The organism is Streptomyces fradiae ATCC 10745 = DSM 40063, assembly GCF_008704425.1.
Classification (GTDB): Bacteria; Actinomycetota; Actinomycetes; order Streptomycetales; family Streptomycetaceae; genus Streptomyces; species Streptomyces fradiae.
In genome coordinates, this window is sequence record NZ_CP023696.1 from 5,277,465 (window position 1) to 5,289,204 (window position 11,740).

9 protein-coding genes and 1 pseudogene are annotated in these 11,740 nt (G+C 70.8%); 9 read left to right on the forward strand and 1 reads right to left on the reverse strand.

What is annotated here, in order from left to right; genetic code table 11:
- Nucleotides 1-619 precede the first annotated feature (619 nt).
- From CP974_RS23490 to CP974_RS23500, 3 genes are all read left to right on the forward strand, one after another.
- Nucleotides 620-1,421, forward strand: a protein-coding gene (locus CP974_RS23490; RefSeq protein WP_223844476.1) for an IS5 family transposase whose coding sequence is annotated in 2 segments (ribosomal slippage) — nucleotides 620-958 and nucleotides 960-1,421 — 801 coding nt in all. Because the reading frame shifts where the segments join, the coding sequence is not laid out codon by codon here.
- A 14-nt stretch (nucleotides 1,422-1,435) separates the two neighbouring features.
- Nucleotides 1,436-1,927, forward strand: coding sequence for a DUF6086 family protein (locus tag CP974_RS23495; protein ID WP_223844468.1), 492 nt, complete (start codon nucleotides 1,436-1,438; stop codon nucleotides 1,925-1,927).
- Nucleotides 1,928-1,953: 26 nt separating this feature from the next.
- Entirely contained in the window at nucleotides 1,954-3,006 is a 1,053-nt protein-coding gene (locus CP974_RS23500) for a hypothetical protein (protein ID WP_051838868.1), read from the forward strand.
- 255 nt (nucleotides 3,007-3,261) lie between these two features.
- Here CP974_RS23500 and CP974_RS23505 read toward each other — a convergent pair whose 3' ends face one another.
- Complete coding sequence (locus tag CP974_RS23505) at nucleotides 3,262-4,872, reverse strand: alpha/beta hydrolase (protein WP_031128376.1); 1,611 nt, start codon at nucleotides 4,870-4,872, stop codon at nucleotides 3,262-3,264.
- A gap of 399 nt (nucleotides 4,873-5,271) precedes the next feature.
- Here CP974_RS23505 and CP974_RS23510 point away from each other — a divergent pair, with 399 nt between their 5' ends.
- The 6 genes and pseudogenes from CP974_RS23510 (at nucleotide 5,272) to CP974_RS23535 (ending at nucleotide 11,557) form a co-directional block, all read left to right on the forward strand.
- Nucleotides 5,272-5,883 (forward strand): TetR/AcrR family transcriptional regulator, encoded by a 612-nt coding sequence (locus CP974_RS23510; RefSeq protein WP_031128377.1) that lies wholly within the window; start codon nucleotides 5,272-5,274, stop codon nucleotides 5,881-5,883.
- Nucleotides 5,884-6,261: 378 nt separating this feature from the next.
- The gene (locus tag CP974_RS23515) at nucleotides 6,262-6,465 is read left to right on the forward strand and encodes a cold-shock protein (protein WP_014145516.1); all 204 of its coding nucleotides are present in this window, start codon (nucleotides 6,262-6,264) and stop codon (nucleotides 6,463-6,465) included.
- A 339-nt stretch (nucleotides 6,466-6,804) separates the two neighbouring features.
- Nucleotides 6,805-8,304: a DEAD/DEAH box helicase gene (locus tag CP974_RS23520; RefSeq protein WP_031128378.1), complete on the forward strand. Its 1,500-nt coding sequence runs from the start codon at nucleotides 6,805-6,807 to the stop codon at nucleotides 8,302-8,304.
- Nucleotides 8,305-8,350: 46 nt separating this feature from the next.
- A complete protein-coding gene (locus tag CP974_RS23525) occupies nucleotides 8,351-8,755 on the forward strand; it encodes a CBS domain-containing protein (protein ID WP_031128379.1) in 405 nt (134 codons plus the stop codon).
- A 105-nt stretch (nucleotides 8,756-8,860) separates the two neighbouring features.
- A pseudogene (locus CP974_RS23530) lies at nucleotides 8,861-9,160 on the forward strand (SCO5918 family protein); the annotation flags it as partial.
- A 1,020-nt stretch (nucleotides 9,161-10,180) separates the two neighbouring features.
- On the forward strand, nucleotides 10,181-11,557 hold the full coding sequence (locus CP974_RS23535; protein ID WP_031128381.1) for a serine hydrolase domain-containing protein: 1,377 nt from the start codon (nucleotides 10,181-10,183) through the stop codon (nucleotides 11,555-11,557).
- Nucleotides 11,558-11,740: the final 183 nt, after the last annotated feature.

An 11,740-nucleotide genomic window follows, 5' to 3' on the forward strand; every position in this document is an offset into this window, starting at 1 on the left:
TAAGGGACAGTCGGCCGGCGAACGGCCGCGGCATCGAGGAATGGACGCATCGCCTCCATTCCTCGATCCCGAAAGTCTGTTTCTGCGCGCCCGTGGAGGGCAGTGGTTCCAGAGTACTTCCCCCGGTCGCAAGTGGTCGTCGGTGGCGGGACGGGGCTGAAGTGCATCGCTCTGCCGTGAAGCCGGCGACGGCCCGAATCGCTGCAACTGGCAGATCCGTTCGCGTAGGTGGGCATGGCATTCAGGACTCGGCGGTGGACCCTCAGCATAGCCAGGATCGGTCTGCATCGATCCCTGGCCGACGAAGCGCCGTCTAACGCATCCCGATGCTAGGCGCCTGGGACAGCGGGTTTCAGCCCGCAAGAATGTGATGTAACGTCAAGTTGTAGGCGCCGGAGCAAAACATGCCTTGGTGCAATGCCTTGTCCGCGAAGACGCGAGGGTGGGGAACGGGGCAAGTGGCAGGGCTGGACAGCGTCAATCTCAAGACGCTTCTGGGTGACGTCGCCTCGGGAAGGCTTCAACTGCCTCGTTTCCAGAGGGATTGGAAGTGGGACGACGACCGCATTAGACGTCGTTTCTTATGGCGTGATCGTTCGTCGAACCGCGCATCACGGATCTGGTTGAGCGGCTGGTGCCGGACGAGTTGTGGGTGCTGTTTCGGCGGGTGGTGCCGCCGACGGAGGTCATACGTCCGCAAGGTGGCGGCCGCCGTCGGGCGGGTGACCGTGAGGCCCTGGCAGCGATCATCTTCGTGGCTGCCTCGGGCTGCACCTGGAGGCAGCTGCCACCGGTGTTCGGTCCGAGCTGGCAGACGGTCTACCGGCGCTTCGCCCAATGGACCCGAGCCCGCGTCTGGGCCCGGCTCTACCGTGTCGTTCTCGACGAACTCGGTTCCCGCGGCGAGCTGGACTGGTCGCGGTGCGCTATCGACTCCGTCAGCATCCAGGCCGCAAGGGGGGCCTCTGACAGGACCGAATCCGACCGACCGTGGCAAGTTGGGATCGAAGACCCACCTGATCACGGACCGGAACGGACTTCCTCTGTCACTGGGCATCTCCGGCGCCAACATGCATGACAGCCAGGGCCTCGAACCGCTCGTGCGGGGTATCCCGCCGATTCGTTCCCGACGCGGACCACGACGGCGGCGCCCGGCGAAACTACATGCGGACAAAGGCTACGACTACGACCACCTGCGCAGATGGCTCCGCAAGCGCGGCATCCGGCACCGCATCGCCCGCAGAGGAATCGAGTCCTCACAGCGGCTCGGTCGGCATCGATGGGTAGTCGAGAGGACGGTGTCCTGGCTGGCCGGCTGCCGTCGGCTCCACCGCCGCTGCGAACGCAAGCCGGAACACTTCCTGGCCGTCGTCGGCATAGCCGCAACCCTCATCTGCCACCGGCGTCCGGGCAAGACGTAACGCTGACGACGGCAATGATCCAGCTGGATACGCTGGCCTGTCATGATCAGCTGAAAGGTTCCGCGATGAGTCAGTACTTCGACATGGGCAACGAGACACTGTGGAACCCATCCAACGGGGTCTCCCGCATGTTCCAGCGCCAGGTAGCGGTCTTCGAAGCAGAGCTGGATCTCCCATCGGGCATAGGGTCGATGGAGAACGACGAGTGTCAGATCAGCCCCGATACCTTCGAAACCTTCGTCAATGCCCTCCTGGCGAAGCACCGGAGCGCGAGCCCCTCCGTCTGGCTTGCGCTCTCCGAAGGTTTCACTGCCACAGTGCTCGTTCTTGCAGAACGCGCCGCGATCAAGGTGGACTGGGCACGACACGGAGCCGCCCCGGAAGGCCCGCTCCAAGACGTGCAGGTTTCCACCGTCACCGGGATGTCCGCCCCTGCGGAGGGCGCAGCCTGGGCTGCGGGCCTGCGCGAGAAGGCACAGGAGCTGGGACGGCGCATGCCCCGCTGACCAGAGCAGCGGGTGCGCGCCCGGGTATGGCGCTTCACGAGATCGGCCTCCTCCTCAGTTACATCATGAGCGGCCAGGGAAAAGGGCCGCTCGGAGTTGAGTGCTCCGCCCTCGACTCCAGCGCGGGCCACATCCAGCGCTTCGTCAGTGAGTGCACCGGGCTCGGCGTGATGGCCGCCGCCAGCGCGGCACTGTTCGACTGGAAGCCCGGCGCCAGCGGACTGAGCAGCTTCGACGTGCTTCCGGGCAAACTCTCTGGGGTCTACGCCAAGACGGGTGTGCGGCCCGATCTGCTGTACGACCTGGCCGCGGGGCCGGTTGCCGGAGGCGCGAGGGCGGCGACGGCGCGCCAGGAGATGTTCCCGCCGGGCAAGGGCACCCCGGAGCAGAGGAAGCGATTGGAGAAGCTCGCGCAGTGGTCCGTTGACCACGGTGATCATGCCTACTTCATGAGCTGGGTCTGGCTCGGCGCGGGCGGTGTCTACGTCGATGTCTTCCTGCCCTACGGCTCCGCCGCCCTGACGGGTCTCAAGACCGGATGGATCGACGTGCCCGGAGGCGCGAAGCCTTGGCAATTCCGTGCTTCCCGGCCCGATCCCCGCCGAGTGGTGAACATGGCGCAGCAACACGGGCACATGGTCGACCTTCCGCAACCGGAGATCAGCGGTGAGGGGGCTGCCAGCCGGGAGGTGATCAGCCGGGTGGGACCGAAGGCCGAGGAGGCGATGGACCGAGCCTTCAGCCGCGAGGAGCACCAGCTTGGCACACTCCACGGCGTACCGGTCCGAGGACGGTGGATCCGTGGTGACATCCTCGGCGAGGCGCGTCACGAGGTGCTGCTCGGAGTTCTGGGCGAACGAATAGAGGTGAACCGCCGTGCTCAACGCGAGCGGCTGGCCACCCTGGCCAGCGATCGGCTCGATACGTTCCTCGACGGCCGCCGGCTCACAGCCGTACGCCCGGTCGATGGCCCCCACCGAGCTGGGGCCGGATCAGCGCGGAGCTGCTGGAGCAGACCTGAGGCCCGTACCTCGCATGTCGCTGGCGGGCCAACTGAAATGCGCGAACAGCGGCGTTAGAGAGGCGCGGTCGTGACGCTCAAAATGACGCTCCGGCCCGGGGCAGGCCGTTCCGGTGCCGGAGAAAGGCCGCCTCACCTGCGGTTTTCTCCGGCTGAAGAATGCGGACATGTTTCCGATGACGCACCACGTGGAGTGCGTGGCGATCCTTGAGCCTGCGGGCAAGGGGGCCTGACCAGCACTTCGGTGGTCGAGGGGGTTTGGGGGGTTGCTCGGCCTGTCCCCGTCGTGCGGCGGTTCGACGCGGGCTGTGCGTCAGCGGTCCGGGAAGACCAGGGGGCGGGTGGTGGCGGGCTTGTCCGTCTTGCACACGGTGCCGTCGGCGGGGTGGGTGCCGTGGATGAGGGCGGCGTCGACAGCGCTGTCGACGCACCTGTTCGTGCCGTAGGAGCCGTGTCCGACCCCCTCACGCGTCAGCAGGACCGCGGAGTCCAGGGTTCGGGTCATGGTCTCGGCCCAGTGGTGGGGGGTGACCGGGTCCAGTCGGCCGGCGACCACCAGGGCCGGCGGCGCACCGGCGCCCGTGAGCGGCTTGGTGACGCGGTCCTTGTTCGGCGCGGGCCACCGGGCGCAGTTCAGGGTGGAGTAGGCGGCCCGGGTCCCGACCCGCCGGGCCTCGGTGACGGCCTTGCGGGCCGCGGCCTTGTGCGCGGCGATGCCGGTCGGGGTCCGCCAGTCCGCGCAACGCACTGCGGTGTGGGTCTCGAACATCGCGGTGGGGACGGGGAAGGGCGATACCGTGACGCTGCTCCACAGGGTGTACAGGGGGGCGCCGTTGCCGTCCTGGGCCGCCAGTAGCGCCGAGGTCAGCAACGGCCAGGTGTTCTGGTCGCCGGCCAGGGCCCGGGTGGCCTCCAGGGCCATGGCGCCGTCGAGCCGGCCGCCCGGGGTGACGCCCTTGACGGGTGCGATCCTCAGCGGCTTCGCCTCCAGCCTGTCGATCAGCGCGTCGAACGCCGCCTGCGGGTCTCCCGCGCCGAACGGGCACACCGCGGTCCCTTCGGTGCGGCAGGTCTCGAACCAGGCGTTGAGCGTCCGCTCGCCGGCCAGGGCGACGTCGTGCTGGAGGGGGAGGGAGTCGCCGAACCACTGGTTGGTGTCGACGGGCGCGTCGAGCACCATCTGCCGGACGCGGTGAGGGAACAGGGTGGCGTACATCGGGCCGACCACGGTGCCGTAGGACAGGCCGTAGTACGTGATCCTGTCCTCGCCGAGCGCGGCGCGGACCCGGTCGATGTCGCGGGCCACGTTGTCGGTGGAGAGGCTGGCCAGGAACCCCTTGCTCTGGTGCTCGACGCACCCGTCGGTGAACGCGGCGGCGTCGGTCAGCAGCCGCGGCAGGGGCTTGCCCCCGGGGACGGCCGGGTCGAAGGCGGTTTCGGCGGCGTCGGCTCGCTGCTCGTCGGTCAGGCAGCGAACCGCCTGCGATCCGCCGACGCCGCGCGGGTCCATGGCGATGATGTCGAACCTGGCGAGGACCGCGGGCGAGAAGGTGCCGGGAGTACCGGCTGTTTTGGGCAGATTGCGCAGTGCTTCGGTGGCGGGGACCCCGGGCCCGCCCGGGTTGAAGACCAGGCTGCCGATGCGGTTACCGGCATCGGTGGCCCGGTGCCGCATGAGCGCGAGCGGGATCTGCGCGCCATCGGGCTCGGTGTACTCCTGCGGCACCTTGATCGTGGCGCATTCGAGGTTCTTCCCGCACGCGCTCCAGGTGAGCGGGTCCGGGGAGGGGGCCGAGCCCGACGCGCCCACCGCGGACGTGTCGCGCGGCCCCGGGACGCCGGACGAACACCCGGTCAGGACCATGACGGCTGCGGCGAACGCCGCCCCGTAGCGGGCGGCGGGCCTCGGCCTCGAACGGATCATGATGATGTCCCTTTCGTCGTACTCGTGCCATCCCCGCGTGGTCGGGCCGTGCCGGTCGCGCGGGAGGCCGGTGGAAGAGGGGTGGCGTGGGCGTGCCCTCCTCGCTTCGAGGAGTCGGTGGCCCGCCGCGTCGTGCAGGGGGAGTGCCGCGGGTGGGCGCTTCGTGCTCGCCGGAACGGCCGCGCTGCCCCGTGCGAGGTTCTGCCGGAGCGGCGGGCGTACCGGGACTCGAACGGTCCGACCTGCTGTTGATGTCCCCGTCCCTCCCCGCGCGCGTCGGCCGCAGCCTCACTGGTACAGCGTGCTAGAGCGACGCTAACACACTGTACTAGTACGGCGTGCTAGTACGGCGTGCCAGTACAGTGGGGGCCGGGGGAAGTGAAGAGGAGCGAGTGGAGCATGGGAACACGCGAGAAGATCCTCCAGGCCGCTGCGGAGATGATCGCCGAGGACATGACGGCGAAGCTGAGCGTGCGAGCGGTCGCGGCGCGCGCGGGAGTGAGCACCGGTTCGCTGAGGTTCCACTTCCCCACCCAGCGCGCCCTGCAGGACAGCGTGCTCGCGCGGATCTACGAAGGCATGCTGCCCGGCGACCCGATCCGGGACCGGACGCTGCCGCCCCGCGAACGGCTGCTGAACTGCCTGCGGCAGGTTCTCGCGCCGCTCGGTACCGACGAGGACGCGCGGACCGCGTGGGGCGCGGTGTACCGGGCCTTCATCGAACCCGAGCCGACCGAACAGGTGCGCGCCGCGTACCTCGGCCTTGAGCGGGAGGCGCGGCGCCGGGTCGAGCACTGGCTGACCGTGCTCGCCGAGGAGGGCGTGCTGCCTCCGGGAGACCACACCCGTAACGTCAGGTTCCTTCTCACCGTCCTCAACGGACTCTCGGTCGAACGCGCCCTGCCCACCGGCGAATCCGTCCTCATCGCCGAGACGGAGACCCTCAACGCCGCTGTCGACCACGTCCTCTCCACCGGCCCCGCACCACCCGCCGGAGCGACGCGGCCGTGAACCAGGCCAACCGCCCCCGCGGCGGTTCCCTCCGGCGAGCCTGAGCGCCGCCCGGCGCGCCCCGCGCTTCCCGACGCGTCGCGCACCGGCCGGAACGGTATCTGTAACGGCGAACTGAGATTTCAGCGGAGTATGCCGGCAGGTTTTCTGCCGCGATTTACGGACTGGGATTCTTCCCCGCACGCAGGTCGCTGCGGCGTGCTACTGTCCATACCAGTTGCAGTTGTGGTTCCCGAAACTTCGAGTGCCTCCGGATCGGCCCCTGTGCCGCGGAAGCACTTTTGTGTAGCCGGTCTTTTCCGGGCGGGGTGATCATCGCGGCGATGCGGTGTCCGCGCTGTGCGGGCACCGAGGTACTGCCCCGAAGGAGAATGTGACATGGCTGCTGGTACGGTGAAGTGGTTCAACGCGGAAAAGGGCTTCGGTTTCATCGAGCAGGACGGTGGCGGCGCCGACGTGTTCGCCCACTACTCGAACATCGCCGCCCAGGGCTTCCGTGAGCTGCTCGAGGGGCAGAAGGTGACCTTCGACATCGCGCAGGGCCAGAAGGGCCCGACGGCTGAGAACATCGTTCTCGCCTGACATCACGCGTATCTCGTGGCTGGGACCCGCATCCTTTGGGGTGCGGGTCCCAGTCGCTTGCCGTTTCCGCAGCCGATTCTCCGGGGCGGCGGCCAGGAAGACCGTGTGCTCGCCGCATGCGAGGCACCCTCCGGGGGTGCGTGCAACCCGTATTGCTTCATCGCCATGGGCGTCCGGACATTGCGTCCGCGGAGCGCCACTCATTTCCGTGACTGTGCGCGTGCGGATTTCCGTCCGTCAAAGGTGCCGTCGCGTTCCATCGGCCCGTTCTTGCGATTCTCCGTGTCGCCCTTTGCTGCGGGAATTCCTTGAGATGTGCCACATCGAGGAAGGTTCCGCATGAACCGCACACGTACGAACGACCGTTTCGCCCGTACCCGTAACGGCGGTGCCGACGCCGGCCGGGGCGGCAGCCGCTTCGGTGCGCCGCGCCCGAACCGGTCGGGCGCATCGAGCCGTCCCGGCGGTCACGGCCGCCGACCCGCCGCGGTCCAGGGGGAGTTCGCGTTGCCCGAGACGCTCACTCCCGCCCTCTCCGCCGTGGCGGCCTTCGCCGATCTCGACATGCCGAGGGAACTCCTGGCCGCGCTGGGGGCGCAGGGCGTGACCGTGCCGTTCCCGATCCAGGCCGCGACCCTGCCGAACTCCCTCGCCGGGCGGGACGTCCTCGGCCGTGGCCGCACCGGCTCCGGCAAGACCCTCGCTTTCGGCCTGGCACTGCTGGCCCGTACGGCCGGGCAGCGCGCCGAGGCCCGGCAGCCGCTGGGACTGGTCCTCGTACCGACGCGTGAGCTGGCGCAACAGGTCACCGACGCGCTCACCCCGTACGCCCGCTCCGTCAGGCTGCGGCTGGCCACCGTGGTGGGCGGCATGCCGATCGGCAGGCAGGCGAGCGCGCTGCGCGGCGGCGCCGAGATCGTCGTCGCCACGCCGGGACGCCTCAAGGACCTCATCGAGCGCGGCGACTGCCGGCTGGACCAGGTGCGCGTCACCGTCCTGGACGAAGCCGACCAGATGGCCGACATGGGCTTCATGCCGCAGGTCACCGCCCTGGTCGACCAGGTCCGCCCCGAGGGCCAGCGCATGCTGTTCTCCGCCACCCTCGACCGCAACGTCGACCTGCTCGTGCGCCGCTACCTCAGCGACCCGGTCGTGCACTCCGTCGACCCCTCGGCCGGCGCGGTCACGACGATGGAGCACCACGTGCTGCACGTCCATGGCGCCGACAAGCACACGACCACCACCGAGATCGCCGCGCGCGACGGCCGCGTGATCATGTTCCTCGACACCAAGCACGCCGTCGACCGCCTCACCGAGCACCTCCTGAACAGCGGGGTGAGGGCCGCCGCCCTGCACGGCGGGAAGTCGCAGCCGCAGCGCACCCGCACACTGACGCAGTTCAAGACCGGGCACGTCAACGTGCTGGTGGCGACCAACGTCGTGGCGCGCGGCATCCACGTCGACCGCCTCGACCTCGTCGTCAACGTCGATCCGCCCACCGACCACAAGGACTACCTCCACCGCGGCGGCCGCACGGCCCGCGCCGGCGAGTCCGGCAGCGTCGTCACCCTGGTCACCCCGAGCCAGCGCCGCTCCATGACCCGCCTCCTGACAGCGGCCGGCATCGTCCCGCAGACCACTCAGGTCCGCGCCGGCGGGGAAGCCCTGCACCGCATCACCGGAGCCCAGGCACCCTCCGGCGTCCCGGTCGTCATCACCGCACCGGTGGCCGAACGCACCGGGAAGCGCGGCGCGGCCTCACGCGGCCGGCGCCGCCCCGCTTCGGCCTCCCGCCGCGCGTCCGGACGGCAGTCGACCGTCGTCGGTACGGCGGCATAGACCCCTCGTGACCGGAAAGCCGGCCCATCTCCGCAGGAGGCACTCTTTGACGCTGGTCCAGACGCGGTTTCGCCCGGAGCGTGCCCATCGCGTGCACGGCACGGTGGCCGACACCATGGAAGCGGCCGGACCGCAGGTCTGGGGGGACATGACCGTGGAGGTGGCGCTGTCCGTGATGACCGCCGCCCGCGCGGGCCATCTGGTCGTCTGCGACGACGACGGACTGTGCACCGGACTGGTCACCGAGGCCCGGCTCACGGCCGTCCGTGACGGCTCCGGGTACACGGACCGGATCCGCCTGCGGGACATCCCCGACGTCATCGCTCCCTTCGTCTCCCCGCTGACCGCGAGGACCGAAGCCGAGCGTGCGCCGCGGCGGCGCCGGCCCGGCGTCCTGCCCGTGGTCGACGAACGGGGCAACGCTCTGGGCGTCCTCGCCCTCTCCCGCTGAACCGCTGAACCGCTGTGCCGCTGTGTCGCTGTGCCGCTGTGCCGCTGTGCCGCTGCATGGCCGCGCGGCGGTCGGCCCCGTCTCTCCTTCTCCCCGTGAGGCATCATGCGCTGTGTCATCGCTCGTTACCCGTTCGACCTGACCAAGAGCGACGTCGTGGAATCGATGAGAGGCGTCAAGCCCGAACCGATCACCGGCGAGTCCGTGATCATCGGACGACGCCACTACCCCGCCAAGCAGGTCGGCGAGGTCGTCACCCGCCAGGACCGCCGCGACTTCAGCGCCGGGGAGGTCATGCGGGCCATGCTCCGGCTCGGCTTCACCTGTCGCGCCGCCCTTCCCGAGGCCGCGACCGTGCGCGTGGACAGCCCGATGCAGCGGGCCTCCGCCATGCTCGGCGCCCCCTCGCCCGAGTACTTCGGCGACATCCACGGCGGGGGGTTTCGTGCCGGCGAAGTCCCGCCCGGCCGCCCGCACACCTCCGGAGGCGCCGACTCGGGCGCGAACGCCGCATAGACGGCACCACACCGCGGGGCGCGTCCGGTGAGCCCGCGGTGGCGGTGGAGCACTCGGCTGTGCGGCCTCGGAGGGTTCGGTCCCGTCGCGGTGGTCGACCTCATCCGGGTCGGCCAGCGCCTGGACCGTCTCCGCCCGCCGGCTGAGGGCGTCCGCGCGGGCTTCGGCCACCACCGCCGAGGTGGCGCGGCCGCAAGGAAGGAGCCGGGCCGTCCCGACGGAGGACGGCCCGGCTCGTTCTCATCGGCGGCGGCAGGACGCCGCACGGCACCGCGGCTCAGGGGGCCGGCGACTGCGTCGCTCAGGGGAAGCCGTCCCGCCATGCCCCGGCACATCTGCGGGGAACGGTGGGGCGTTCGGTTCCGGCTCACCTGCGGCGGGCCGCGCGCGAGGCCGGGGCGGCGGGGATCCGACACACGGGTTCCCGCGCCGGGCCCGATACCGGGAACCGTCGGCCAGGGCTTCCGGGGAGCATGGCCGTCCCGGCCCGACGGGCGCCCGGCACCGCGGGCCCCGCGGGCGTCGGCCGCGTGCGGCGGGAGAGCGGGGACGGGTCCCCGGCGGCGACGCGCGGTGCACCGACCCGGGCGGGGGCGCCTCCGCCGGGGGTCCCGCACGACCACTCCAGGACATCCTCCGCAGTGGGCGGCGTGCCGGGCCGTTCCGGAAATCGCTCCCTCCGGCACGCCTCCGGACGGGGCTGCGGCAGCTCTTCGTACCTGTCCGTAGCGAAGCGCTGACGTGCAGTTTTCGGTTGGGGGTGGTGGATCTTGAGATCGCCGACGGTATAGGTGAGTCTGTGACGCGAAGTCCGGCTGACCCTACTGAAACGAGTAGAGCCAGCCATCCCAATCGCGCCGACCGGCCCACCAGGCCGCGGCACTCTCGAACGGGGGTACGAGAGAGATCATGGACGCTGATGTCCTCTCCGGCATAGTCCAAGGGCTGATCCGGGAGCACCGGATCCCCGGAGCCCAGCTGGCCCTGTACGAAGGCGGCGCGCTGCGGGAGGTCTGCGCCGGTGTCGAGCGGACCGGATCCGGCGCACCGGTGTCCCCCCGCTCCCGCTTCGCCTACGGCTCCGTGAGCAAGGTCTTCACGGCGGCGCTCGTCATGCAGCTCGTCGAGGAGGGCGAGGCCGAGCTCGACGCGCCGGTGATGGAGACCCTCGCGGACCTCGCGGGGCACACGGCGGTGCCCGCGGACCACCCGATGCACCAGGTGACACTGCGTCAGCTGCTCAGCCACACCGCCGGTCTCGTCTCCGACCACGAGGGCGCGCCGCTGCGTTCGCCGTCCCTGCGCCGCTACTTCGAGTCGGTCGTGCGCCACGGGCACTTCGGCGTGCCGGGCAGCGCGTTCTCGTACTCCAACACCGGCTATGCCGTGGCCGCGTACGTCATAGAGGTGATCACCGGGCAGAGCTGGTGGGACTCGCTGGAGTCCTACGTGGTGCGCCCGGCCGGACTCGACCTCGCGTTCGTCGAGGACCCCCGTATCGGCCGCGCCCCGGGCGCCACCGTGAGCGGCCACGCCGTGGACGCGCGGACCGGCCGCGTCGAACCCGTCGACTTCTACTGCGAGGGCACCCTCGCAGCGGCCGGCGGCATCGCGGGCAGCGCCACCGACCTGGTCCGCTTCGGCCGGGCGTTCCTGGGCGAGGGCCAGGAGGCCCTGGACGCCGACATCGCCGACCCCGAGGCACTCGCCGCGATGGGACGGGCCGTGCCGGCGGCCGACCCCTTCGGACTGGCCGCCGGGTGGGGCGCGGGCTGGGGCCTCTACCCGGGCGGGGACACCCTGTGGCTCGGCCACGACGGCACCCTCGACGGCGGTTCCTGCAACGTCCGCGTGGACCCGGCGAGCGGCACCGTGCTCGCCTTCACCACCAACTCCACCACCGGCCTTTCGGCCTGGCTCGACCTCGTCGGCGAGCTGGACCGCCTCGGTCTGAGCGTCGGCCACTACGAGCAGCCCGCCCCCGCCGACCGCCCCTACGACGAGGCCGCCGCGCTCGCCGGGGAGTTCGTCAACGGGGAACTCGCCATCCGCGTGTCCCACGAGGGGGCCGGCGGCGGCACGCTGCGCCTGGACGCGGACAACGGCGTCTCCGGGGTGCTCACCGTCGGAGCCGACCTCGTCTTCAGCGTGCGCGCCGCGGACCAGGGCGACGTGCTGTTCAGCGGCCGGTTCCTCAGCTCCGCGCAGGGCCGCCCGGCCGACCTCATGCAGTACAACGGCCGGACCCTCCGCAGGGCCGGCGTCCCCGCCCGCCAGGCCGCCTGACCTGCGGTTCCCCGCCCGTCCCCGCACGTCCTCAAACGTCCCCGCACGTCCCCAAACGTCCCCGCACGTCCCCGCCCCGCTTCGCCGCGCTGCCGCCGCCCCCTCGGCGGCAGCGCCCTGCCCTTTCCCCGTACGTGGAGCCGCACCGGCGTGCGGCTTGCCTCGCGCCAGGCCGACGCGGCG

Excerpts from the sequence above, each read along its gene's own strand:
- CP974_RS23500 (WP_051838868.1), top strand. The coding sequence starts at position 1,954 with ATGGCGCTTCACGAGATCGGCCTCCTCCTCAGTTACATCATGAGCGGC.
- CP974_RS23495 (WP_223844468.1), top strand. The coding sequence starts at position 1,436 with ATGATCCAGCTGGATACGCTGGCCTGTCATGATCAGCTGAAAGGTTCC.
- CP974_RS23505 (WP_031128376.1), bottom strand. The coding sequence starts at position 4,872 with ATGATCCGTTCGAGGCCGAGGCCCGCCGCCCGCTACGGGGCGGCGTTC.
- CP974_RS23520 (WP_031128378.1), top strand. The coding sequence starts at position 6,805 with ATGAACCGCACACGTACGAACGACCGTTTCGCCCGTACCCGTAACGGC.
- CP974_RS23515 (WP_014145516.1), top strand. The coding sequence starts at position 6,262 with ATGGCTGCTGGTACGGTGAAGTGGTTCAACGCGGAAAAGGGCTTCGGT.
- CP974_RS23535 (WP_031128381.1), top strand. The coding sequence starts at position 10,181 with ATGGACGCTGATGTCCTCTCCGGCATAGTCCAAGGGCTGATCCGGGAG.
- CP974_RS23510 (WP_031128377.1), top strand. The coding sequence starts at position 5,272 with ATGGGAACACGCGAGAAGATCCTCCAGGCCGCTGCGGAGATGATCGCC.